Annotated in this window: 20 protein-coding genes; 10 read left to right on the top strand and 10 right to left on the bottom strand. The window is 56.3% G+C overall.

Annotated elements, in window-relative coordinates; translation table 11 throughout:
• Nucleotides 1-10: 10 nt before the first annotated feature.
• The 3 genes from L0666_RS05435 to L0666_RS05425 form a co-directional block, all read right to left on the bottom strand.
• Nucleotides 11-952: a DMT family transporter gene (locus L0666_RS05435; RefSeq protein ID WP_235259296.1), complete on the bottom strand. Its 942-nt coding sequence runs from the start codon at nt 950-952 to the stop codon at nt 11-13.
• Between the two features lie 72 nt (nt 953-1,024).
• Complete coding sequence (locus L0666_RS05430; RefSeq protein WP_235259295.1) at nt 1,025-2,398, bottom strand: L-serine ammonia-lyase; 1,374 nt, start codon at nt 2,396-2,398, stop codon at nt 1,025-1,027.
• Nucleotides 2,399-3,073, bottom strand: a complete 675-nt coding sequence (locus L0666_RS05425; protein WP_235259294.1) for a glutathione S-transferase family protein — start codon at nt 3,071-3,073, stop codon at nt 2,399-2,401.
• A 154-nt stretch (nt 3,074-3,227) separates the two neighbouring features.
• Between L0666_RS05425 and rpiA the strand changes: the two genes are divergently transcribed.
• The 6 genes from rpiA (at nt 3,228) to L0666_RS05395 (ending at nt 9,525) form a co-directional block, all read left to right on the top strand.
• Nucleotides 3,228-4,016 carry a ribose-5-phosphate isomerase RpiA gene (gene rpiA / locus L0666_RS05420; RefSeq protein WP_235259293.1) on the top strand — a complete coding sequence of 263 codons (789 nt, stop codon included), beginning with the start codon at nt 3,228-3,230 and terminating at the stop codon, nt 4,014-4,016.
• A gap of 101 nt (nt 4,017-4,117) precedes the next feature.
• Nucleotides 4,118-5,476: a glutathione-disulfide reductase gene (gene gor / locus L0666_RS05415; RefSeq protein WP_235259292.1), complete on the top strand. Its 1,359-nt coding sequence runs from the start codon at nt 4,118-4,120 to the stop codon at nt 5,474-5,476.
• A gap of 81 nt (nt 5,477-5,557) precedes the next feature.
• Nucleotides 5,558-6,811, top strand: coding sequence for an FtsH protease activity modulator HflK (gene hflK, locus L0666_RS05410; RefSeq protein WP_235259291.1), 1,254 nt, complete (start codon nt 5,558-5,560; stop codon nt 6,809-6,811).
• Nucleotides 6,811-7,695, top strand: a complete 885-nt coding sequence (gene hflC, locus L0666_RS05405) for a protease modulator HflC (protein WP_235259290.1) — start codon at nt 6,811-6,813, stop codon at nt 7,693-7,695. Before hflK ends, hflC begins: the two co-directional genes overlap by 1 nt.
• Nucleotides 7,695-7,898: a DUF2065 domain-containing protein gene (locus L0666_RS05400; protein ID WP_237693197.1), complete on the top strand. Its 204-nt coding sequence runs from the start codon at nt 7,695-7,697 to the stop codon at nt 7,896-7,898. The genes hflC and L0666_RS05400 overlap by 1 nt, the downstream gene beginning before the upstream one ends.
• Before the next feature lie 142 nt (nt 7,899-8,040).
• On the top strand, nt 8,041-9,525 hold the full coding sequence (locus tag L0666_RS05395) for a Do family serine endopeptidase (RefSeq protein WP_418887972.1): 1,485 nt from the start codon (nt 8,041-8,043) through the stop codon (nt 9,523-9,525).
• 53 nt (nt 9,526-9,578) lie between these two features.
• Here L0666_RS05395 and L0666_RS05390 read toward each other — a convergent pair whose 3' ends face one another.
• Complete coding sequence (locus tag L0666_RS05390) at nt 9,579-10,154, bottom strand: peptidoglycan-binding domain-containing protein (RefSeq protein ID WP_235259289.1); 576 nt, start codon at nt 10,152-10,154, stop codon at nt 9,579-9,581.
• 202 nt (nt 10,155-10,356) lie between these two features.
• Here L0666_RS05390 and L0666_RS05385 point away from each other — a divergent pair, with 202 nt between their 5' ends.
• Both L0666_RS05385 and L0666_RS05380 read left to right on the top strand, forming a co-directional pair.
• Nucleotides 10,357-10,680 carry a 2Fe-2S iron-sulfur cluster-binding protein gene (locus L0666_RS05385; protein ID WP_235259288.1) on the top strand — a complete coding sequence of 108 codons (324 nt, stop codon included), beginning with the start codon at nt 10,357-10,359 and terminating at the stop codon, nt 10,678-10,680.
• Between the two features lies 1 nt (nt 10,681).
• A complete protein-coding gene (locus L0666_RS05380; protein WP_235259287.1) occupies nt 10,682-11,422 on the top strand; it encodes an FG-GAP repeat domain-containing protein in 741 nt (246 codons plus the stop codon).
• Between the two features lie 3 nt (nt 11,423-11,425).
• On the opposite strand, the gene L0666_RS05375 is transcribed toward L0666_RS05380, so the two are convergent.
• Nucleotides 11,426-12,199 carry an adenosylcobinamide-GDP ribazoletransferase gene (locus tag L0666_RS05375; protein ID WP_235259286.1) on the bottom strand — a complete coding sequence of 258 codons (774 nt, stop codon included), beginning with the start codon at nt 12,197-12,199 and terminating at the stop codon, nt 11,426-11,428.
• 75 nt (nt 12,200-12,274) lie between these two features.
• Between L0666_RS05375 and cobT the strand changes: the two genes are divergently transcribed.
• Nucleotides 12,275-13,285, top strand: a complete 1,011-nt coding sequence (gene cobT / locus L0666_RS05370; RefSeq protein WP_235259285.1) for a nicotinate-nucleotide--dimethylbenzimidazole phosphoribosyltransferase — start codon at nt 12,275-12,277, stop codon at nt 13,283-13,285.
• Here cobT and L0666_RS05365 read toward each other — a convergent pair.
• Nucleotides 13,282-15,189 (bottom strand): cation:proton antiporter domain-containing protein, encoded by a 1,908-nt coding sequence (locus L0666_RS05365; RefSeq protein WP_235259284.1) that lies wholly within the window; start codon nt 15,187-15,189, stop codon nt 13,282-13,284. The two genes, cobT and L0666_RS05365, sit on opposite strands and share 4 nt — an antisense overlap.
• Before the next feature lie 38 nt (nt 15,190-15,227).
• Nucleotides 15,228-18,512 (bottom strand): hypothetical protein, encoded by a 3,285-nt coding sequence (locus L0666_RS05360; protein WP_235259283.1) that lies wholly within the window; start codon nt 18,510-18,512, stop codon nt 15,228-15,230.
• Between the two features lie 171 nt (nt 18,513-18,683).
• On the opposite strand from L0666_RS05360, the gene L0666_RS05355 reads away from it, so the two are divergent.
• On the top strand, nt 18,684-19,406 hold the full coding sequence (locus tag L0666_RS05355) for an SIMPL domain-containing protein (protein ID WP_235259282.1): 723 nt from the start codon (nt 18,684-18,686) through the stop codon (nt 19,404-19,406).
• Between the two features lie 49 nt (nt 19,407-19,455).
• Here L0666_RS05355 and L0666_RS05350 read toward each other — a convergent pair whose 3' ends face one another.
• The 3 genes from L0666_RS05350 to hemN all read right to left on the bottom strand — a co-directional run bounded on the left by L0666_RS05350 (nt 19,456) and on the right by hemN (nt 23,415).
• Complete coding sequence (locus L0666_RS05350) at nt 19,456-20,565, bottom strand: serine/threonine protein kinase (RefSeq protein WP_235259281.1); 1,110 nt, start codon at nt 20,563-20,565, stop codon at nt 19,456-19,458.
• Between the two features lie 118 nt (nt 20,566-20,683).
• Complete coding sequence (locus L0666_RS05345) at nt 20,684-21,976, bottom strand: O-acetylhomoserine aminocarboxypropyltransferase/cysteine synthase family protein (RefSeq protein ID WP_235259280.1); 1,293 nt, start codon at nt 21,974-21,976, stop codon at nt 20,684-20,686.
• An 83-nt stretch (nt 21,977-22,059) separates the two neighbouring features.
• Nucleotides 22,060-23,415: an oxygen-independent coproporphyrinogen III oxidase gene (gene hemN, locus L0666_RS05340; RefSeq protein WP_235259279.1), complete on the bottom strand. Its 1,356-nt coding sequence runs from the start codon at nt 23,413-23,415 to the stop codon at nt 22,060-22,062.
• Nucleotides 23,416-23,445 lie beyond the last annotated feature (30 nt).

Raw genomic sequence — 23,445 nt, 5'->3', positions numbered from 1 at the left:
AGAGACGTCCCTAAATCGGTGCCGAAGGAAGTTCGATCCGGCGGGCGTTTACCCGTTCACGATGAATGACATAAAGACCTGATGCCATTATGACGAAGATACCGGCCAAAGCCAGCCCGTTGGGGAAGTCGTCAAAGAACAGATAGCCAAGAAGTGCCGCCATGATAATTTCAAGATAATGCAGGGGCGCAAGCGTTGCGGCGGGGGCCATCGACAGCGCGTAGGTCATCATCATATGGGCTACCGTTGCAAAGAAACCCACGCCAAAGATCAACATCCAATAAATTCCCTGGGGCCAGACAGGATCAAAAGTATCCCAGCCACGTCCATCGGCGAACCATAACAGGGGCACAATCATCAGCGTAGCGGCCAGTCCCGTTTGAAACTGCATTTCTACGGGGTGCAGCTGCCCGCGCAAAGACCGTGTGCTCAGAACATAGGCGGCAAAGGTAAAGGCCGTTCCCAAAGGCAAAAGTGCGACATAACCAAAGGCCACAAAGCTGGGCTGAATAACCAACAAACAGCCAGCAAACCCCACCGCCGCCGCCAACAAACGACGCGGCCCGATGATTTCGCCAAACATGACCTTGCCAAACAGCAAGATGATAAAGGGTTCTACAAAAACGATCGCCAAAGCATCCGCTAAGGGCATGAACCGTAATGCGGCGATAATGAAGTAGGTCGAAAGCATCAAAAACAGCGCGCGCATCGCGACCGGAAGCCAAAGTCCGATACGCAACCGCAAGGAAAGACCCATTATTAGGCACACCGGCAACATCAACACAGTTTGCACCAGAAACCGGCCGGCCGTGATTTGGCCAACAGGTATCGCGTCAGCCGCGATCTTCGCACACACGTCGAGCATGGGGGCGACCACGCAGAACCCGATCACCAGAGCCATGCCGAGAGGAACCCGATCTGGGCCTTGTGAAATTTGAGATGTTTTTGTCATCCGCTTGGTATGGTTGTCGGGGCATAACGCGTCCAGCCTGGAAGCGACGTTTTCTATAACAATCGGCTCGGTTCAACAGTTCGGGACGTTCACCGCCAAGCCGCCTAGAGCGGTCTCTTTGTACTTTTCGGACATGTCCGCGCCCGTTTGGCGCATGGTTTCGATGGCGGCGTCTAGCGGCACTAAGTGCGTGCCGTCACCGCGCATCGCCAAGGACGCAGCAGAAACCGCCTTGATGGCGCCCAATCCGTTGCGTTCAATACAGGGCACCTGCACCAGCCCTTTGACGGGATCGCACGTCATGCCGAGGTGATGTTCCAATGCGATCTCAGCTGCATTCTCGATCTGCTCGGGGGTACCGCCCAGCACAGCACAAAGGCCTGCTGCCGCCATCGCGGCAGCACTGCCGACTTCGGCCTGACAGCCGGCCTCGGCCCCACTGATCGAAGCATTGAATTTGACCAATCCGCCGATAGCCGCCGCCGTCAGCAGAAAATCCGGAATCTTTTCAGCCGTCGCGCTTGGCACATGATCCATGTAGTATCGGATCGTCGCTGGTACGACGCCTGCCGCGCCATTAGTGGGGGCGGTGACGACCTGACCGCCCGCGGCGTTCTCCTCGTTCACGGCCATGGCGTAGGTCGACATCCAATCATTGATCGTATGGGGTGCCGTTAGGTTTACACCGGCTTCGGCCTTGAGAGCATCATGGATACCCCTCGCGCGACGTTTGACGTTCAGGCCACCGGGTAAGATGCCGTCTGTGTTCATCCCGCGATCAATGCAGTCGTTCATTACTGACCAAAGCCGAGTTAGCCCTGCATCAAGGTCCGTGGCATTCCGTCGGCTGAGTTCATTGCGCCGTTTCATCTGCGCTATGCTGAACCCACTTTGTTTCGCCATTTCAAGCATTTCAGCGGCGCTCTTAAACGGGAATGGGACCGGAGCGCCGTCGTCTTTATCAGCGCCTGCCGCAAGTTCCTGTTCGGTCAGGACGAACCCGCCGCCGATCGAATAGTATGTCACTTCGGTGACCACATCGCCCTGCGCGTCCGTCCCCATAAGCTTCATGCCGTTGGCGTGACCGGGAAGGTTGGGCCCATAGTCGAATTCAAGATGCTCTTTTGGGGCAAACGTCAGTTGGCCCAACCCGTCAGGGGCGACCCAACCCTCAGCCGAAATGCGGGCCATTTCGGCGTCTGCTTTGATGCGATCGTAATCATCCGCGCGAAATCCAGCGAGGCCCAGTATGGTTGCACGATCCGTCGCGTGCCCGACACCTGTGAACGCCAGGGATCCGTGAAGACTGGCCCGTAACCCGCTGACTTTAAACGGTTGCGCGCGCAGGTGGTCCAAGAATCGAGCGGCGGCAACCATGGGGCCTATCGTGTGGGACGACGACGGGCCGATCCCGACCTTGAACATATCGAACACGGATAAGAACATCTAAACGGCGCTCCCTTCTGGTGGATTTGGAGGCTTGGGAGCAGTAAATGGCCGGTCCCCAAGGCCCTCGGCGCGGATTGCGCGAAGAACGGGTTCAGTTTGTTCCATCCGCTGCGCAAAGGCGAAAAGGCGCGGATAATCTGCTAAATCGAACCAGCGATCTCCACCGTAGATCGCACACCAACGCAGGAGTGGCGCAAGGTAGAACGAGGGCGCGGATGGTGGTTTCTCTAGCCAGTCGGCGTCATCAGCGTCGGAAAGTACCGTCAGCAGATGTGCGATGCGCCGCCGCGTGGGCGCGCGCAGGTCTTCGGCGTCGCCGTCGGTATATGTGTCGGGGTAGAACATCATCCGTTGGCTTGGGTGTAAGCTATTGCCGATCCATATCAGCCACTTAAGGGTTGACGTTCGAGCTGGTTGATCTGTTGGCATCAAAGCCCCGAACCGATCATTCAACCAAAGTAAGATCGCGGCGGTCTCAAAAATTGGTCCGTCCTGCGTGATTAATGTCGGGATCAGCCCATTTGGGTTAATCGCAAGATAAGCCGGATCGCGCTGTGCCCCACTGGCGCGATCTACCAAGACCGTCTCGAACGGCAGGTTCAGATGATCAAGCGCAAGGCGAATTATTAGCGATGCGTTGTCTGGGGCGTAATGCAATATTAGCTTTGTCATGGCCCAAGGTTTCAGCATTCCTGCCGTACCAACCCGCCCAAACGCGACCGATAGGCAGGGCTTTGCGTAAATTAGCCCTATTTGAACCATAGCGCCGCGCGTCCGAGCATCGTATATAGACGGGAAGTGTTTATTCCCGCGCAGGAGCTGCCCCATGCCGTCTGAACTGTCCCCCATCGACAAAGCCAAATTCGTAGCAGCGAAACAGGCAACTCAATACGTCGAAGATGGCATGAAAGTCGGTCTCGGGTCTGGATCCACCGCCGCATGGTTGGTGAAATGTTTGGGAGAAATGGTCGAAAAAGAGGGCCTTAAAATCCAAGGTATCCCGACATCCACTCGCACGGCGGACCTCGCTCGTGAAGTTGGGATTGACGTAATTTCTTTGGATGAGGCCAAATGGCTCGACATCGCGATTGATGGGGCAGACGAATATGATGGCAACCTCAACCTGATCAAAGGTGGCGGTGGTTCTCTTTTGCAAGAAAAGATCGTGGCAACGGCCAGCGATCAAATGGTTGTCATTGCTGATGCGTCCAAGTCGGTTGAGACGTTGGGCAGTTTCCCTCTCCCAATCGAGGTGGTTCCGTTCGGTTGGCAGACTACAAAAACATTGGTTGAAGAAACCCTTATCGGCATGGATGTGCTGGGCCGTGATGTCAGCCTACGTATGAATGGCGATGCTCCGTTCTACACGGATGAGGGAAACCATATCCTCGACCTTCACTTGAACCGGATCGGGAACGCGCGACAGTTATCTTTGGTTATCAATCAGATACCAGGCATTGTTGAGAATGGGTTGTTTATCGACATCTGTGATGTGGTTGTGATCGGTCACGGCGATGGTCGTGTGGAAATTCGCGACATCAATCAGGGAACTGTCGAAGAAGACCGCATTGATTTTGTCGAGAACGATAACCTGTTTGCGGACCTGAACGACTAGGTCTGCACCACCGGGCAATGAACGGTACTGTGACTGGCCAAGCTTGCAGTGCTGTGATTTACCAAGTTTCAAATTATTCCCCCAAGAAAGGCGCGTCCAAAATGGCTGACTTTGATTACGATTTGTTTGTGATTGGTGGCGGATCAGGTGGCGTGCGTGCTGCGCGGGTCGCTGCTGCAACAGGGGCCAAAGTTGCACTAGCCGAAGAATTCCGCATGGGCGGAACTTGCGTGATCCGTGGCTGTGTCCCAAAGAAACTGATGGTCTTCGCATCTGAGTATCAAGAGATGTTTGCCGATGCCCGTGCCTACGGGTGGGATGTCGAAGACGGATCGTTCGACTGGTCAAAGTTCCAACCAAACCTTCATGCTGAGCTTGACCGTCTTGAGGGCATTTACCGTAAACTGTTGGGCAATTCAGATGTTTCTATTCACGATTCTCGTGCGACTGTCAGCGGCCCACATGAAGTGACCCTTGCGGATGGCACAACTTATAGTGCCAAACATATCCTAGTGGCCGTTGGTGGCCGACCGTCTTTGCCGGACATGAAAAACGCAGATTTGGCAATTACGTCCAACGACATCTTCCTGCTGAAAGAACTACCTCAGAAGACCTTGGTTGTGGGAGGCGGTTACATCGCATCCGAGTTCGCATGCATTCTCAACGGTCTCGGAGTCGAGGTGACCCAATTCTATCGCGGTGCACAAATCTTGCGAGGCTTTGATGACGAAGCCCGTGGGTTGGTGTCCGAGATGATGATCGAGAAGGGCGTTGATCTGCACCTCGGGACGAACGTCCTTGAGATGGAAAAACACGAAGACGGAATTTGGGTCAAATGCACCAATGGCTCCGAAGCGGTTTACGATCAGGTCATGTATGCGACGGGGCGCGTGCCCAACACAGATGGACTTGGCCTTGAAGAGGTCGGCGTTGAACTGGGCCGCAATGGAGAAATCATCGTTGACGATTACAGCCAGACCAAGGTTCCAAGCATCTATGCCGTTGGCGATGTGACAAACCGTGTGCAGTTGACGCCAGTCGCGATCCGGGAGGGCATGGCTTTTGTTGAGACGGTGTTCAACGGCAACCCGACAAAGCCAGACCACGAGCTGATCCCGTCCGCGATCTTTACGCAGCCGGAAATGGGCACCGTGGGTCTGTCCGAAGAACAGGCGGCCGAACAGGAACCCGTGGAAATCTACGCGACATCCTTCCGACCGATGCAGACGGCGTTTGCAGAACGGCCCGATCGCGTGTTGATGAAACTCGTTGTATCTAAGGCTACGCGCAAGGTTCTGGGGTGTCATATCGTTAGCCCGCATGCGGGTGAAATGATCCAGCTTGCGGGCATTGCTGTAAAGATGGGGGCAACCAAAGAACAGTTCGATGCGACCTGCGCGGTTCACCCAACGATCAGTGAGGAACTTGTGACAATGCGCGATCCCGTGCGAACTGCTTGAACTTTGCGCGTAAAAGCACACTTATAGACAAGATGAATATGACCCGGAGGAAATGGGTCGCAACAAGGGAAGACAGGCTTAATGGCTGGAAACAACGGCGGCCCCTGGGGGGGCGGAGGCAATGATGGCGGGGACGACGATGACCGTCGCCGACCAAATGGGGACGGAAACCGCAATGGCGGGCAACGTCCACCGAACGATCCGCAAATCCCTGAATTTGATGAAATCATCAATAAAACCAAGGACCAACTGCGTGTTCTGATGGGCGGTGGCAATGACCGTGGTCGCGTCGGCGGCGGTGGTGGCGGTGGGGCCGGTGGTCCACAAGTCAGCCGTGGCATGATCGGTCTTGGTGTATTAGGCGCAGTCGTCCTTTGGGCCGCGTCTAGCTTTTATACGGTTCGTCCCGAAGAAAAGTCGGTTGAGCTGTTCCTTGGCGAATGTATGGAACCGTGTATCGGCGACAGTGGCCTGAACTTTGCCCCGTGGCCATTGGTCACATACGAGATCGTTCAGGTGACACGCGAACAAGTCATCAACATCGGTGAAGACCCTGTTCCACAAGAACTGTCCGACAATCCGTCCGTGTTGCGTATGCTCGAGGGTGATATCGGTTTGATGCTGACAGGCGACGAAAACATCGTCGATATCGATTTCCAAGTTGTTTGGAACATCACACGCCCCGATCAGTTCCTGTTCAACCTAGCTGAGCCAGAAGAAACAATCGCGGCGGTTTCTGAGTCCGTTATGCGAGAAATCATCGCGCAATCTCAGCTGGCGAACTTGAACCAAGATCGTGACAGCATCGAACAACGGATGCAGGAACTAACTCAAGAAACGCTCGACAGCTACGATTCTGGCGTGAACATCGTGCGGATCAACCTTGGTGCTGCCGATCCACCCGCAACCCAAGTACTTACGACGGACATTGACGGTGTCGAAGAAAAGACTTCGCCGCTGGCTGCGTATCGTGACGTGCAGGATGCTGAACAAGAACGCATCCAGCTACAAAACCAAGCGGATGCTTATGCAAACCGTGAAACAGCTGGCGCACGTGGTAACGCCGCGCAAATTCTTGAAGATGCCGAAGGGTACCGCGCTCGCGTGGTGAACGAAGCTGAAGGTGAAGCCGCGCGTTTTGTTTCCGTTCTTGAGGAATACCAAAAGGCACCTGATGTAACACGTCAGCGTCTGTATCTAGAAATGGTCGAAGATGTCTTTAGCTCTGGCAACATTATCTTGCTTGACGAAACAGGCGGCGAAGGCGGGGGCGGCGTTGTGCCGTATCTTCCTCTTGACCAACTGCGTAGCCCATCAACAGGAGGGTCGAACTGATGAATAAGTCACTTTATATTCTGCCAGTGATCGTCATTTTCTTGGCTGCTGTCATCAGCTCTATCTTTATCGTGGATGAACGTGAAAAGGCGCTCGTGCTTCGATTTGGCCGCGTGGTTCAGATTAAAGAAGATCCAGGTCTTGGGTTCCGTATTCCAATGATGGATCAGGTTGTGACCTATGACGACCGGATCATTTCAATTGATATGGCCGCTCAGGAAGTCATTCCAAACGATGACCGTCGTTTGATCGTGGATGCCTTTGCCCGCTACCGGATTTCCGATGTTGAACTGTTCCGTCAGGCGACAGGTGCCGGTGGTGATCAAGCGATTGCAGTCGCGGATCAACGTCTTGAACGTATCCTGAACGCCCAAACACGTGCGGTTTTGGGCTCGGTTTCTTCTGGTGACATCTTGTCCACGGACCGTGACGCATTGATGCTACGCATCCGTAACGGTGCAATTACTCAGGCCAATTCCTTGGGTCTGACAGTGATTGACGTGCGCTTGAAACGGACTGATCTGCCTAGCCAAAACCTTGAACGTACATTCTTGCGGATGGTTTCAGAACGTCAGCGAGAGGCTGAGGACGAACGGGCACGTGGCCGCGAAGCCGCGACACGGATCACCGCGCAAGCGGATCGTACCGTGGTTGAACTTGAATCCGACGCCAGCCGTCAAGCGCGCATTACTGAGGGTGAAGCCGACGCGGCAAGCAACGCGATTTTCGCAGAGGCTTATGGGCAAGACACTGAATTCTTTGAATTCTACCGCTCTCTGGAGGCATACCGTGAAGGTCTGGCAACAGGGAATGCGCGGATGGTCATGTCGCCACCGGAAGCATTCTTTGATTACCTGCGTTCACCTACAGGTGCGACCGAGTAATGATCGGAATAGTCATCCTAGCCCTCGGGCTGGTGCTGATCGTAGAGGGGCTGGTGTACGCACTGGCCCCTTCGCTTGTGGAAGACATGCTTGCGGCGCTGCGAGCCATGCCGCTTGAAGCGCGGCGGATCGTCGGGTTTGCCGCGCTTTGCGCGGGAGTAGCGTTGTTATGGTTGGCGTCAGCACTGGGCGCATTGGGATAGACGCGACTTTTGGCCGATGACTGCTCACGTCTCGGTGACGGTTACGTGTTTGCCGTTGCGTCCAGCGCTTACGTACCTACATTCTATGTCAACGGGCGCGCGCGCCCTTGTTAAAGTTTCAAGAAGGAGACGCTTTGTGCAGATGACAAAGAGATCACACCCACAGGCCGCCGTGCGTGCCCAAACACAACAAGATAGTCGCCAAAAATGGCTGGGTGCTTTGTTGGTCGGTATGGCGCTTGCCGTTGCGACGGTTGTTCCGGTTGATGCGCAAAACCGCCCTGCGACCTTTGCTGAGTTGGCTGAACAAGTCAGCCCATCGGTTGTGAACATTACCACCAGCACGGTGATCGCCAGCCGGACGGGACCGCAAGGCGTTGTTCCCGAAGGGTCGCCATTTGAAGACTTCTTCAATGACAATAACGATGGCGGCCAACGTCGCTCATCCGCATTGGGGTCAGGATTTGTGATTTCGGCTGATGGATTCATCGTTACGAACAACCACGTCATTGAAGGAGCAGATTCGATCGAGATCGAATTCTTCCCCGGTGATGGACAGCCGTCCGAACTTCTGCCGGCCGAGCTGATCGGAACGGACCCGAACACCGATATTGCGGTTCTCAAGGTCGAATATGACACGCCTCTGCAATACGTCAGCTTTGGCGACAGTGATGGCGCGGGCTCTCGTGTTGGCGATTGGGTCATGGCAATGGGCAATCCGCTGGGGCAGGGGTTCTCTGTGTCTGCGGGTATCGTTTCGGCGCGCAACCGGTCCCTTCAGGGGACCTACGACGACTACATCCAGACAGATGCCGCGATCAACCGAGGTAACTCTGGTGGACCATTGTTCAACATGGACGGTGACGTGATCGGCGTGAACACTGCAATCCTGTCACCTAACGGCGGCAGCATCGGTATCGGTTTTGCGATGTCGTCTTCTGTTGTGACCAACGTCGTGGATCAGTTGCAAGAATTCGGCGAGACCCGCCGCGGCTGGTTGGGCGTTCGCATTCAGGACGTTACAGTAGATATGGTTGATGCGATTGACGGGCTGGATGAAGCACGCGGCGCGATGGTAACGGATGTTCCCGCTGGTCCTGCGGAAGATGCGGGCATGGAGGCCGGTGACATCATTCTGACATTCGATGGAGTTGATATCGAAGACACCCGCGAACTGGTTCAGATCGTTGGTAACAGTCCTGTTGGAAAAGAAGTCCCCGTTGCGACACTGCGCAATGGTGAAATGATCGATCTAACGGTCGTATTGGGCCGTCGTGAGACAGCTGAATCAGTTGCCTTCCCAGATGATGCACCGGAAGCAGGTGAACCTGACACAACCAACATGCTTGGCATGACCTTGTCTGAGGTTTCACCTGAAATGGCTGAAGAAATGGGCATTGAGTTGGGCAGCGGTCTTGTAGTTGTCGAAGTCGAGGTGGACAGCGAAGCCGAGACCAAAGGCCTGTTGGCGGGGGATGTGATTACCGAAGCTGGACAACAACCAATCACAGGGATCGTTGATTTCGAAGCCCGTGTGGAAGAAGCCCAAGACGCAGGTCGCAAGTCTTTGCTGTTGCTGGTTCGTCGTGACGGCGCGCCACGGTTTGTAGCACTTGGCCTCGAATAAATTAGACGTCAGTCTAGAACGAAAGGGCGTCCCAATGGGACGCCCTTTTTCGTTTAAAGCTGGTCGCGCGGCAGGGCGACTAATCCCAAGGCATACGCCGTTTTTAGGGTTAGGACACCTGTGTGGACATCGTTGTGGTCAGCCTGAAATCGTTCAATGGCAGAGATTGTGCGTGCATCCATTGTCCCGTTAATCGTGCCGCGGTGATAGCCTCGTGCGACAAGAGCACGTTGCACCGAGGCGATAAATTCGGGCGTTTGAACGTGATCGCAAGGCGTCTCGAACTCGACCTCGCGGCGTTCCCGCAGGATGCGTTGACGCGTCACTGTACGGAATGCGGCGGGTTGCTCGACACTGCCGTCGCTGCGCATGACAGCAGGTTGAACCATGATCTGTTCGGTCACTGTCTCGATGATGGCGGGAGTCGTGTCGCGCGCAAAGCAAGTGCCGATGTTGGAGTCCACGACCACGGGCGTTTCGAGTGGCCCGATGCTGTGATCCGCTGGGGTTTGATCTAGACGAGTAGGCGGCGTTTCAACACAGCCTGACAGCCCTACGATCAAGGCAACCGAACACACCGCGCTGAAACGGGCGGGCATGCGATAACGCTGGATCAGTGATGTTTGCATCTGCTCTGCCTATGGGTCTTTGCGCCCTATAATTGAGCCGTGTTAGCGCGATTTCGCCTTTTTACAAAGCACACAGCCCCGATGACGCAAAAATGAGCGGTAATGGTGTCGTATCCGCCACCAATTTCGCGCAAATGGGCTAGAAGGCGGGCGCGTCGCCGCCTATCTATGGGCAACGGAATGATTGAAAAGGGCCAACAGAATGGCAAAGATTACATACATCGAACATAGCGGAACAGAACACGTCGTGGACGTGGCAAACGGTTTGACCGTTATGGAAGGTGCCCGCGATAATGGCATCCCCGGTATCGAAGCCGATTGCGGCGGCGCTTGCGCCTGTTCGACGTGCCACGTCTATGTAGATCCGGCATGGGTCGAAAAGATTCCAGCCAAAGACGCGATGGAAGAAGACATGCTGGATTTTGCCTTTGAGCCGGATGCCACGACATCACGTCTTACATGCCAGTTGAAAGTTACGGATGATATGGACGGTCTGATCGTTCGTATGCCTGAAAAGCAGATATAAAATGGCGCCGCGTCACCCATTGCGACCTCTGACAGGGCTCGTGCGCGGCGCGGGGGTGATGTTGTGCCTAGGGGCAGCCTCACAAACGGCAAGCCAAGAGATTGTCGGGGCCGAATTCGCGGGCTCGACAGAGCGATATGCCCATGGCGTTTTGGGTGACGCGATTGAATATTCTGAGCTCGTCATCCAGACCCGTGACGGCAACAACCGCATTCAATATCGTGTCACATTGCCAAGTGATCATGTATTTGAGGATTTGACACCGCGTCTTTGGGACATCACCGGTGATGGTGAACCCGAAGTGGTCGTGGTTGAGACAGATATGGCGCGTGGCGGGTCATTGGCGGTTTATGACGAGACTGGCAAAGTTGCTGAAACGGCGCATATCGGTCGGTCCAACCGTTGGTTGGCCCCCGTGGCCGCTGCGGATTTCGACGGAGATGGGCGTGTCGAAGTGGCTTTCGTAGATCGTCCCCATTTGGCAAAAACTCTGCGCATTTTCGAATGGGATGGCGCGGGCTTAAGCCTTGATACCGAAGTGTCAGGGCTAACGAACCACCGGATTGGCGATGCGTTCTTTTCCAGCGGCATGCGGGATTGTGGAACCGGGCCGGAAATGATCACAGCAGATGCCGATTGGAGCGATCTTATGGTGATCCGGTTTGACGAAGAATGGCAGGTGCAATCGCTTGGGGGCTTTACGCCCGAGCGACTGGCAACGGCACTCGACTGCGGGCTTTAGAACCTAAGCCAGCACTGCAACGAGCGTCAAAAGGGCCGCAATTTCTGTGATTTGTTGCGTCGCGCCAAGGACATCACCTGTTTGGCCACCGACCTTGGCGCGTGCAATTTGCGCACAAGCTAGTGTCGCCATCAGGGTCGCGATTAGCAGCCATAGTGCTGCAAGCTGCAAAAGAATGAGGGCCGCAATCCCTGCGATCCCCATGGCCGACCAAGCTGTGGCGGGTTGCGGGCGGCCCACAGAGTGGCTCAGCCCTTCGGTCCGCGCATGGGGCAGGTGGGCCATCATCGGAACCATCGCCGCACGACTTAGCATGGCAACACAGATCAACGCTGGCCAAAAAGGTGTCACAAGAAGCAGCGCAACCGCCTGCCAGCGCAAGCCAAGGCCGAGCACTAACGCGATGACGCCGTAAACGCCTGTGTGGCTATCTTTCATAATTTTCAGGCGATTGATTTTATCCCATCCCCCCCAGAACCCGTCTGCGCAGTCGGCCAGTCCGTCTTCGTGCATCCCGCCCGTAGTAATGGCAAATGATGCAACGATCAGCCCCGCCGCCAGTGAAGCTGGTAGCCCCAACCAAAGCGCGACCTGCCCAACGAAGCATGCGATCACCCCAATAGCCAAGCCTGCGATAGGATAGGCCCAAGCGGCTGCCCCCCCGCGAGATGTTGCAAGCTCTGTGTTCACGGGAACGGGCAGACGGCTTAACAATCCCAACGCAGCGGACAGGTCACCAACCGTGAAAAGGGGCGTTGTGTCGTCCTTAGGTGTCATCGGGCCGTTTCCTGTCTGGTCATTTCCGTTCCATTGGGTAGAGAGTGAGGCACAAATTTGCAATGAGGCCACGTCATGACCGCACCGTTCACCACACTTTCCGAATTCCGCGCCACGTTAGAGGCAGCGACAGGCCCAAATATGGCATCAATTGCAGGGGCAAAGGACCGCAACAACCAACTGACCAAACCTCCGGGCGCGTTGGGCCGTTTGGAAGAGCTTGCGATTTGGTATGCGGGCTGGCGTGATACGGACCGCCCTAGCATCGAGGCGCCTCAGATTGTGATCTTTGCAGGTAACCACGGTGTTTGCGCTCAGGGCGTTTCTGCGTTTCCGCCGGAAGTGACTGTGCAGATGGTGGCAAATTTTGAACATGGCGGGGCCGCGATCAATCAGTTGGCAAAGGCCAATGGCGCAAAAATGGATGTTCATGCGCTGGAGTTGGAAACGCCGACTAAAGATTTCACAGTTGAGGCCGCAATGAGCGAAGCCGAGGTGATTGCCGCTCTGACGACTGGGTGGAACGCCGTCGATCCAACCGCGGATCTTTTCGTGACAGGTGAAATGGGTATCGGCAACACTACGTCGGCTGCGGCTGTCGCTGCGGCTGTTCTAGGTGGCACAGCGCAAGACTGGGTCGGGCGCGGCACGGGCGTTGATGACGATGGGTTGGCGCGCAAAATTGATGTTGTTGATCGCGGACTTGCCCTTCATGACTTAAGTGATCCGCTTGAGGCCTTGCGGTGCCTCGGTGGGCGTGAATTGGCGGCAATGGCTGGCGCAATTGCCGCGGCGCGCCATCATCGTATTCCAGTGATCTTGGACGGTTTCATTTGTTCAGCCGCCGCCGCCACGTTGGAAAAAGCTGTTGAAGGGTCATTGGATCACACAATGGCGGGCCATCTGAGCGCAGAGGGTGCACATGGCCGTCTTTTGGATGCTTTGGGAAAACCACCAATCCTGTCTATGGGGCTGCGGTTAGGAGAAGGCTCCGGTGGGGCTTTGGCGATTGGCGTTCTTAAATCTGCAATCGCCTGTCATTCTGGCATGGCAACATTCGCCGAAGCTGGCGTCGCGGCAGGTTAGTCTTCATTGGGTCGTTTTGCGCGACCACCTAGACGGCTCTGATTGCGTTCTGTTTCATCCAACGCTTGCGCCAATTGCGTTTCTAGATCGCGATTCGCGGCCTTTGCGCGTTCGACATAGGCTTTGTTTTGCGCAATCGGGATGTCGGGGTCCCAGACTTCTGCAAGGTCACGCAGGGTAGCGCGGTCATGGTGGTAGAACGCCATCTCCGCCTCTGATGCCTCGTAATCTGATAGCCCGAGGTTCTCCAACACATAGCGGCCCGCCCGCAATGATCCATCAAACAATTCGCGGACAATATCGTTCGCGCCCGCCGCATAGAGTTCGTAAACGTGAACACGGTCACGCGCCCGCGCTACAATATGCAGGTCGGGATAGTGTGTGCGGGCATATCTCACGAGATTCACCGCCGAGGCTTTGCCATCCAGAGCGACGACAAGGACCGATGCCTGATCAATGCCCGCTGCGTGCAAGATATCAGGGCGCGTGGGGTCTCCAAAGAACCCTTTGAATCCAAACGTGCGCATCAATTGCACAGTATTCAAATCGCTATCGAGCACCACAGTGCTGTAGCCGCTGGCTTGCACAAGGCGGTTCACGACTTGTCCGAAACGCCCGATCCCGGCGATAATTACCGGTCCTTTTTCGTCAATGTCGTCTTCTTCATACGGTTCCTTGGCATCCGATCCCATGCGGTGGGACAGGCGATCATAGGCAATAAACAACAGGGGTGTAATCAACATAGAGAGCGCGACGATCAGCAGCAATTCGGCACTGAGCGCCGTTCCGATGACGTTTTGCTGTTCTGAAAACGCCAACAACACGAAACCGAATTCACCAGCCTGCGCCAGGCCAAGGGTGAACAACCAACGTGCACGGCCGCGCAGGTCGAATATCCGTGCCAGTAGATAGAGCACCGCGCCCTTGGTCAGCATCATGGCGATTGTAATGCCGAATATGCGAACTGGTGCGGCGAAGAGGGTGCCGAAATCAATCCCAGCCCCAACCGTGATAAAGAACAGCCCAAGGAGCAGTCCTTTGAACGGGGCAAGGTCGCTTTCCAGCTCATGCCGAAATTCCGAATTGGCAAGGACCACGCCAGCCAGAAACGTGCCCAAAGCAGCAGACAGCCCGACAAGGCTCATTAACGCAGCAATCGACACCACCATAAGCAGGGCCAAAGCGGTGTACATTTCACGCAGGCGCGCGTGGTGGATATAGCGAAACAGTGGGCGGGTAAGGAAAATACCCACGAGGATGACAGACGCGACCGCACCAATTGTCACAAGCGTCACGCCCCATGCAGGGAGACCGTCAACAAGGCTGATTGTGTGATGTGCGGCGTCGTCTACGTCACTGCCGAGCGCCATAGAACCGTCGTCTTGCATTACAACCGGCGAACGCAATGCCAAGAGAGGCAACAACGCCAGCATGGGGATCACGGCAATGTCTTGGGTCAGTAGAACCGAAAACGTATTCCGCCCACCGCTCGTTTGCATAAGGCCCTTTTCATCAAGGGTTTGCAGGACGATCGCCGTTGAGGACAGCGCAAAGATCATACCAATCGCCAGAGCGGTTTGCCACGCTTGCCCCAAGGCCATGAACCCCAACATCAGCAACAATGTCGTTAGGCCGATTTGCAGGCCGCCAAGCCCGATCAGTCGGTGCCGCATCCCCCATAGGGCGCGTGGGTCCAATTCCAATCCGATTAGGAACAACATCATCACGACGCCGAACTCTGCAACATGTTGAAGCTCTGCGGCTTCTGCCCCCAACAGGGGACCAATAGCGACCCCCGCTAGCAAGTAGCCAAGCACCGATCCAAGCCCAAGTCGCGCGGCCATCGGCACGGCGACCACAGCTGCCCCCAAGAGCAATGTCGTGAGAATGAGTGTGTCTTGCATCGGTATCCTGTCCGCGGATTTGCGGTATATTTCGGGCCTTAGCCGCCAACCTCAAGCGTAATGGCACGGCCCCGTTTTGTGTAGCTCAGAGCACTGGCGCTGATGGCCGTGACACGGCCGCTATCAAGACGGTCACCTACAGTAACCCGTACGTAGCGGCCATTGCTCAGGCGCACCAAAGCACGGCGATCATTCGAGCCGCCGTAAATGCCAATCAAATTGACTTCACGTAGGTTGATGGCGTTTTCCAGTGTTGCGTTCTGCGCCACGGAGCCGGACGTCGGTCCACTTGGGGCAACCGCAGCCGCGCGCGGCACTGCAGCGACTTGGGTTGCTGCACGTTCTTGAGCGGCCGCCGCACGTTCAACAATGCGGGCCATATTGCGGGGACGGGTGTCAGGGCGTTCACTCACGGCCACCGCTTGGGATGTCGCGTTTATGATGGGGTCGGGACGGTTCGCAGCGGCTTGCACAGCAGCCGCAATTTCCGGAGAAATCTGCAAGCCTGTTGGGGTAACTGTCGCCGTAGCTGTTTCGGGTTCTGGTAAAGGCTCCGGTTCAGGTTCAGCCTGTGGTGTTGGTGCTAACCCAGCGGGGCGCGTGCGCGGCCGAAACGCAGAGGCTTGCTCGTTGGTGAGTTCGCCTACGACAGGTGGATTTGCGACCGCAGCAGCTGCTTGAGTTACGGCAGTAGGACGCACAAGCGGGCGTGGCGTGTCCGCTGTTGGTGTTTGGGCGGTGCCCGTCGCAAGTGCCGCAGCAACATCGCTAGACAGCGCGTCTATAGACGCATCAATTTGGGGGGCAGTGGTTCCGGGACGCGCGGGCGGGAGGACAGGCGGCGCACCTGCGATGACGTTAAGCCCTTCGGGTTGTGGCGCGGAGAGTTCGGTTTCTGGCACGTCCTCTGTTTCTGGCACGGTCGCGATTGGCGTTTCCGGTGCAACGGGTGTGGTGGGCGCCGCCGCTGGAGCAACAGTACCAGGTCGGATTGGAGGCAGAACTGTGGGCGTGCCGGCCAGCACCAATAGACCGTCCGTTGCGACAAGAGGCCCTGTTCCATCTTCAACAGCAGCAACTGTCGGTGCGGGCGCTGGCGCCGTGGTCCCTGTGCGAACGGGCGGTTCAATGACTGGGCGGCCATTAATGATTACGACGCCGTCCGGTGCATCCGCTACAGGTGCTGCTGTGTCGGGAATGACTGCAGCTAGTTGATCTTGTGGGGTAATTTCAGGCGCGATGGTGCCGGGGCGTGTTGGCGGGTTTAAGGCTGGGCGGCCCGCAATTACGACGATGCCGTCTGGTGTGACACTGCCTTCTGGTGTTGCGACAACAACGCCGTCGACACCAAAGTTAAAGGTTTCATCTGGGGCGGGTGGGTCAATCGGTGTGGCGATGAGAGCGTCGCCAGCCACGCTGCTGGCACTGGCCAGGGGGCTGGGCGGAACACGAGGAACCGTCTGCGACGTAGTACCAACCGTCATCTCGTCGATGCTGGTTGTACGAGGTGTAAGTGGAATTCGAGGGGCCCGTTGCCATACGCCGGTGGCGGCGTAGATGCGTGTTGCTTCTTCCGGGGAAAGGACCTGGCCTCCGGAAGGGGGTGTCGGAGAGGCCAATGCGTCTGGCGCATTGACCGCGGCGTCGACGTCGTCTGGCTGCAGCGCGGCCACCTCCGAAGCCGACGGGTCAGTCGTAGTCGTATCAGGATCGGCTGCGATTTGCGTATCCGAGCTGCCAAAGCCAAACCAACCTGCGATGCCTTCTTCTGACATTGCCGCGAACGCCGCGAACGCCAACAAGAACAGCAATAGAACCGCCGTCAGGATCAACCCCAAGAAACGCGGCTTGCCGCCAACCACAGGTTTGGGTTTGGGCTGTTTACGCGCACCAAACACGGTAACGCGAGATTTCTCTTCAGGGGCGACTTCTTTTGTTTCGGCCTCTTGGGTCTTCGCATCGGCGCGGGCCATGCGGCGGCTGGAAAACATTCCACCCACGGTGCTGCCAACGGCTGCCGCCGCGCCAAGGGCCGTAGCAGCTGCGCCTTTGCCACCAGAAGGTTCCGCAGCATTGTCTTCCGCGGGATCTGGTTCAACCATTAAGGACGCAGACGCGACAGCGGCGTCTACGGGCAGGGCGGTTGAAGATTCGCCTGTGATCGCTGGGGCCGTTTCCGGTTCGGGTACATTGGCCGACAAAGAAGGTGTTGCCGCCTGCACGGGCGGCATTGTTTCATCGCGGGCCGGTGCAGATACAGGCGGCATTGCGTCTGTGCCTTTGCCTGTCGGAACCGCAAGCGGCGGCGGGGCCGTGCGGCTGAATACCGGTCCCGTGCGCTGGGGCGCGGCAGGTGCTTCGGTGGCAGGTTGTGGCACGGGATGACCATCGGTGCGATCTGCGCGAAGGCGCGATGCGAACACTGGCGCCTCTTCGGGACGTTCCTCGGGCGCGTCCTCTGCGATCTCTTGAGTGATTTCCTCTTGAGCCCCGTCCGAAATGGCCTCGACGTTTTCCGTGAATTCGTCAGCCAAAACTTCAGGTGTTTCAGCCTCTACTTCGGGTGCCTCGACTTCAGGGGCCGTTTCAGTCTCGGGATCTGCAGGCGTTTGATCTTCGGAGATGTCGAGAACTGGTTCTTCCAGTTCGGGTTCTTCTAATTCAGGTTCTGCGACATCGACTGTTTCGGTGTCTCCCGCGTCCTCGACGAGAGTATCAACTACGGGCTGTTCATCCGCCACTGTAGCGTCTTCATCAACCGATTCAACTTCAGGCGTTTCGGGTGCGGCAGTGGCTTCGATGACCACATCCGACTGGCCCGTGACGATGACCGGTTCGGCATCCCGTTCTGCGGTGTTGCCCTCGGTCGCGCCAAAAAACGCTTCGCCCACGTATGTGAACGGTTCGGGCACTGCGGCAAAACCAACAGGATTGAACCCGTGTTCGCTCGCGAACTGCTGGGCTTCGCTTAGGGTTTCTTTGGCGACGGCGGCGACATAGGTGCGACCTCCACCCTTAACGTAGTCAAAGGACAGGTCCTCAACTGCATAAGGGGTGGCACCGTTAAGGGCGGCCCAAACATCGGCTTCCTCTGCGCGGGTGGTGTCCAGCGCGAGGTATTTGATTTGATCGTTTGGAATCAGAAGCTTGGTTGAAATTCCTGAGGGCTCGAGCGTCTCAGCGGCATCGCGCAGGTTGGACAAAGCGCCAGTCAGGTCGGGGTTGTCCAACGCCACCTGACCGACCAAATGCCAACCATCCGCAACGCGGTGCATGAGGCGCAAACCATCAAACGACAAAGACAGTGCAAAATTCGTTTTCATCTTCGTGACTTAGCATCCTCAATCAAGGCTGCAAACACCCCTTTTTCTTATAGATTCAAGGTATAGCAAGGAATCGCGCACGCCAAGGTTAAGAATCTTGTCTTTCTCCCCAAGGATCGGGGTCTGATATGCGTCATACATAGTATCAGTCCCTATTTTCGGAGAAACCTTATGCGTTCAATTATTGCTCTGTTGCTCTTGGCGGCCACTTTGGCCAGCGCCACACTTGTCGCGCCTGCTTCGGCGGAAGAAACACCTCGTACAATAACCGTCAACGGCACAGGCGAAGTGAGCGTGGAGCCGGATATGGCAACGATCAATATCGGCGTTCAAATCGAAGCCGAAGACGCTGCAACAGCACTAGATGGCGCGAGTGCCGCGACGGGCGCCATTCTGGCGACTTTGGATATCGAAGGAGTTTTGCCCGAAGATATCAGAAGCGGCGCGATCCGACTTAACCCACGCTACAGCCAAAGTGTTCTAAGTTCTGGCAACCAGATAGCAGGGTATCAGGCGGTTAATTCTGTTGAGGTGCTCGTCAATGATTTGGACCAGCTTGGTGGATTGCTGGCAGCTGTCGTCGGGGACGGAGCGAACCGATTGGACGGCGTTCAGTTTGGCCTTCAGGACCCAAGCGAAGCCATGGATGAGGCGCGCCGCCGTGCTGTCGCTGAAGGAGCGCGTTTGGCGAATCTCTACGCGGGTGCCGCAGGCGTTTCCGTTGGCGATCTTTTGCGTCTGACCGAAGGCGGGGCGAGCGGGTACAATCCAATGCGGGCTGAACCTGTGATGCTCGAAATGGCGGCCTCTTCGCCGCAATACGATGTGCCAATCTCTGCGGGGAAGATTGAACTTCGCGCATCGGTTTCACTGGTCTATGCGATTGGCGAATAGAATAACTGGCTTCGCCCCATGGGGGCGAAGCCGCTAAATCATAGGGGGGCTACATCTTCGGAAAATAGTCCTCGCAGGTGCCTTCGCGGTAGACATCAGCCGTGCAGCAATGCAATCCGCCACCAAAGGCATAGGCATCGCGCAGGTCAACTTCGACCACTTCCATACCGAGTTTGTCCATTTGTTCTGCCTGATAAACCTCTGATTTTTCCACACAAACAGTTTTCGGGTCGAGCACCAAAACATTCATCGACAACCAAGTTGATGAATAACATAGCGGCGGCGGTGTGTTGTGTGACGGCTGGGCCGCATCGACGATTTCCCAATCGTTATCTTCAAACATCTTGCGTTGATCGTCTGGCAGGCGACGCTGCGGATTGTTCAAGATCAGACCGGGGCGTAGGGGTGTAAACGTCGCATCAATGTGGATTGGATAGGGGTCACCGGGGAAGTTCACGGTGTGAACGCGGTGATCGGGGAAGTGGCGGCGCAGCCATTCTATGCCCTTAAGATTTGTCGTGAACCCGTGTTGTACCACCAGATCGCGGCCAAACCTTAGCACGTCGGCAGCATCAAAAAGCGGTTCTTCCTCAGTGGTGACAAAGAACTTTTCAGCCGCCCACTGCAGACGCTTTGCATCGCCAATCTTCTCGGACAGGTAATCAGGGTGATAATCCGCATCCGTCAGGCGCGGTTTGGGCGCAGATTCGTGGCGGAAATTAGGGTCTTCGTTGAAGTACTGCTGCATCAACGGGCGGTAGTTGAGATATTCGAACCAGCGACAGCGATAAGACATTGTTGCCTCAAGCATCTCTGATCCGACCGTCAGCAAGACATCCCGTGGTGGCATGCAACCGAACTGGCTGTCGGTGTGGAAATCCGGTGTGGTCGCCGGAAGTGAATGGTCAATCGACGTTGGGCGATCCACGCGAACGCCGCGCTTTTCCAACATCGACGCAAAATTATCCAGCAGCTCATTGGCGCGGTCGATGGTTTCTTGTGGGCGACGGCCCCATTGGCCGCGCATGTCGCTGTCTTCCGGAACTTTCGCATCCAGCGCGGGTTCTTCGGGCGGGATGTGGCAATCATCCGCACGGCCGACAATCACGTGGCGAAGCGGGTCCCATTCGTTCCAGCTGTTTACGACAGTTTTTTGCATTATGGTCCCTTTCAATGCCAAATCCTGAACATTGGTAGGGAGGTTTAATTGGCCGCACAAGACATAAGAAAAGGGCCCCGATGAAAGGGCCCTTTGTCATGGTGCAAAAGCCTTTGGCTTAAGATGTTGCTTTGGCCAATGCTTGATCCAGATCAGCGATCAGATCATCGGCATCTTCAAGCCCGATAGACACACGCACAACGCCCGGACCGGCAGACGCTGCCTCTTGCTGTTCGGCTGTCAACTGACGGTGGGTGGTGGATGCGGGGTGGATGATCAACGACCGAGCGTCACCAAGGTTGGCAACATGGCTGAAGATTTCCAGTGAATCTACCAGTTTGACGCAAGCTTCATAGCCGCCCTTAACCGCAAAGGTGAATAGGGACGACGCGCCCTTTGGGCAGACGTCTTTGACGCGGTGGAAATAGGGGGAAGATTCAAGACCCGCATAGGTCACGTAATCTACGCGATCATCTGCTTCCAACCAGTTGGCTAGTTTGGTCGCGTTCTCCACATGGCGATCCATGCGCAAGGACAGGGTTTCGATGCCCATCAACGTGTAGTGCGCCGCTTGTGGGTTCATTGTCATGCCAAGGTCGCGCAGACCGATAGCGATGCCGTGGAACGTATAAGCAAGCGGGCCAAACGTCTCAGCAAACTTGAGACCGTGGTAGGCTGGCTCAGGCTGGGACAGGCTTGGGAATTTGTCGGACGCGGCCCAATCAAATTTGCCACTGTCCACAACACAGCCACCCGTCACGGAACCATTGCCCGTGAGGTACTTGGTCGTTGAATGCACAACCAGTGTCGCGCCATGTTCAATCGGGCGGCACAGGTAGGGAGTCGCTGTTGTGTTGTCGATGATCAGCGGGACACCGGCCTCATCCGCGATATCCGCAATCGCACGCACATCCATAATGTAACCTCCGGGGTTGGCGATAGCCTCACCGAATACCGCGCGGGTGTTTTCGTCGATCGCCGCTTTCACCGCAGCGGTGTCGTCCATGTCTACGAACTTTGCTTCCCAGCCGAAACGTTTGATTGTTTGGCTAAACTGCGTGACCGAACCGCCGTAGAGGCGGGTGGATACAACGACGTTCTTACCAGGCGACATGATCGGGAACAGCGCCATGAGCTGAGCGGCGTGACCGGAAGAACAGCAAACCGCACCAGCACCGCCTTCAAGGGTTGCGATGCGTTCCTGCAAAACCGCAACTGTTGGGTTGGTCAGGCGCGAATAGATGTAGCCTACTTCTTGTAGGTTAAACAAAGCCGCTGCGTGATCCGCATCGCGAAACACATAAGCCGTTGTTTGATAGATCGGCGTGTTGCGTGCGCCGGTTGCCGGATCTGGCCGCGCGCCTGCGTGAATTTGCAGCGTGTCAAAGCCGTAGGTTGTCTGTTCGCTCATGGTGTCCTCCCAATTTCAGTTGGGAGGCAACGTAAGGGCAAAGGTCCGCAACCTCAATGACCTCGCCAAAGAGGCGGAACTCACTACGACGCCTTAGAGAAAAACGCCTTGGTGTCGGAATACCCGTCATAAAGCTGTGCGATGATCCGCACGAGGGCGCGCCCCTCTGGGAGAACCATTAATCCATTTGGCCCACGCTTGGTTACACCGTCGAATTTGACGAGGACTTGTGCGTGAGTGACGTCGAGTGATGCTGCAAGCGTTCCGTAGGTTTCGGCCAGTTCGGCATCATCGATTTCGAAATTGCACATCAGCATCTCGATAACACGCGCGCGCAGTTTGTCTTCAACGGTGAGCTCGTGGCCGCGGAAACCAGACAAATCCCCATCATGAATGCGCTGTGTATACGCACCGGTCGCGGCAGCGTTTTGCACATAGCCTTGGGCAAAGCGCGAGATCGACGATGCGCCAACCCCGATAAGCGTCGAACAGGTGTCTGTGGTGTAACCTTGGAAGTTGCGGCGCAGGTCGCCCCGTGCTGCGGCCTGCGCCAGTTCATCATCTGGCTTGGCAAAATGGTCGGTCCCGATGGCCTGGTAGCCCGCCTTACAGAACAAGTCGGCTGCAAGGGTAGACAACACGAAACGGTCAATGTCCGAAGGCAGGGTCTCTTCTTTGATCAACTTTTGGCGTTTGGCCATATGGGGCACATGGGCGTAGCCGAACAAGGCAATGCGGTCTGGGTTCAGGGCCAAGACCTTTTGCACGGTGTCTGTGATTTTCGCTGCGTTCTGATGGGGCAAGCCGTACACCAGATCGGCATTGAGCGACGTAATACCCGCCGCGCGTAAGGACTGCACGCAGGTCTGTGTCGCCTCAAACGGCTGTTCGCGCCCGATTGCGGCCTGAACATCAGGCGAGAAATCTTGAATGCCTATGCTGGCACGGTTCATGCCTTCGCTTGCAAGGGCTGCGATCTTGGCGTCATCCACCAGAATCGGGTCAATCTCGACAGAGAATTCGAAGTCTTCAGCGGGCGGGAAGGTGGCTTTTGCCGCTTGGGCCAGATCATGGATCAGGGCAGGGGGTAAGATTGTCGGAGTGCCGCCGCCCCAGTGTAAACGCCCCATCCGGACCCCGTCTGGCAACAGGGCAGCCATCTGCTTGAGCTCTTGTTTTACGGTCTCGATATACTGCTCGACAGGGCTGAGCGTACGGGTCCCTTGGGTGCGACACGCGCAGAACCAGCAAAGGCGTTCGCAGAACGGGATATGGATATAGACCGACACAGGTTCAGCGGGATCAAGTGCCGCGATCGCCACAGATTGGAATGCAGCGCCGACGTCTTGTGAAAAGATGGGGGCGGTCGGATAGCTTGTGTAACGCGGGACTTGGGCGTCAAACAAACCGTGGCGGGTGAGAAGATCGATATTTTCCATACACCTGCGATAAGGCGCAGAATCGAGGCG

Origin of the sequence: Octadecabacter algicola, assembly GCF_021532625.1 — a bacterium.
Taxonomy (GTDB): Bacteria; Pseudomonadota; Alphaproteobacteria; order Rhodobacterales; family Rhodobacteraceae; genus Octadecabacter; species Octadecabacter algicola.
The sequence above is the reverse complement of the archived record's forward strand: the minus strand, read 5'-3'. Positions and strand labels throughout refer to the sequence as shown.

Excerpts from the sequence above, each read along its gene's own strand:
- L0666_RS05435 (WP_235259296.1), bottom strand. The coding sequence starts at position 952 with ATGACAAAAACATCTCAAATTTCACAAGGCCCAGATCGGGTTCCTCTC.
- L0666_RS05430 (WP_235259295.1), bottom strand. The coding sequence starts at position 2,398 with ATGTTCTTATCCGTGTTCGATATGTTCAAGGTCGGGATCGGCCCGTCG.
- L0666_RS05425 (WP_235259294.1), bottom strand. The coding sequence starts at position 3,073 with ATGACAAAGCTAATATTGCATTACGCCCCAGACAACGCATCGCTAATA.
- rpiA (WP_235259293.1), top strand. The coding sequence starts at position 3,228 with ATGCCGTCTGAACTGTCCCCCATCGACAAAGCCAAATTCGTAGCAGCG.
- gor (WP_235259292.1), top strand. The coding sequence starts at position 4,118 with ATGGCTGACTTTGATTACGATTTGTTTGTGATTGGTGGCGGATCAGGT.
- hflK (WP_235259291.1), top strand. The coding sequence starts at position 5,558 with ATGGCTGGAAACAACGGCGGCCCCTGGGGGGGCGGAGGCAATGATGGC.
- hflC (WP_235259290.1), top strand. The coding sequence starts at position 6,811 with ATGAATAAGTCACTTTATATTCTGCCAGTGATCGTCATTTTCTTGGCT.
- L0666_RS05400 (WP_237693197.1), top strand. The coding sequence starts at position 7,695 with ATGATCGGAATAGTCATCCTAGCCCTCGGGCTGGTGCTGATCGTAGAG.
- L0666_RS05395 (WP_418887972.1), top strand. The coding sequence starts at position 8,041 with ATGACAAAGAGATCACACCCACAGGCCGCCGTGCGTGCCCAAACACAA.
- L0666_RS05390 (WP_235259289.1), bottom strand. The coding sequence starts at position 10,154 with ATGCAAACATCACTGATCCAGCGTTATCGCATGCCCGCCCGTTTCAGC.
- L0666_RS05385 (WP_235259288.1), top strand. The coding sequence starts at position 10,357 with ATGGCAAAGATTACATACATCGAACATAGCGGAACAGAACACGTCGTG.
- L0666_RS05380 (WP_235259287.1), top strand. The coding sequence starts at position 10,682 with ATGGCGCCGCGTCACCCATTGCGACCTCTGACAGGGCTCGTGCGCGGC.
- L0666_RS05375 (WP_235259286.1), bottom strand. The coding sequence starts at position 12,199 with ATGACACCTAAGGACGACACAACGCCCCTTTTCACGGTTGGTGACCTG.
- cobT (WP_235259285.1), top strand. The coding sequence starts at position 12,275 with ATGACCGCACCGTTCACCACACTTTCCGAATTCCGCGCCACGTTAGAG.
- L0666_RS05365 (WP_235259284.1), bottom strand. The coding sequence starts at position 15,189 with ATGCAAGACACACTCATTCTCACGACATTGCTCTTGGGGGCAGCTGTG.
- L0666_RS05360 (WP_235259283.1), bottom strand. The coding sequence starts at position 18,512 with ATGAAAACGAATTTTGCACTGTCTTTGTCGTTTGATGGTTTGCGCCTC.
- L0666_RS05355 (WP_235259282.1), top strand. The coding sequence starts at position 18,684 with ATGCGTTCAATTATTGCTCTGTTGCTCTTGGCGGCCACTTTGGCCAGC.
- L0666_RS05350 (WP_235259281.1), bottom strand. The coding sequence starts at position 20,565 with ATGCAAAAAACTGTCGTAAACAGCTGGAACGAATGGGACCCGCTTCGC.
- L0666_RS05345 (WP_235259280.1), bottom strand. The coding sequence starts at position 21,976 with ATGAGCGAACAGACAACCTACGGCTTTGACACGCTGCAAATTCACGCA.
- hemN (WP_235259279.1), bottom strand. The coding sequence starts at position 23,415 with ATGGAAAATATCGATCTTCTCACCCGCCACGGTTTGTTTGACGCCCAA.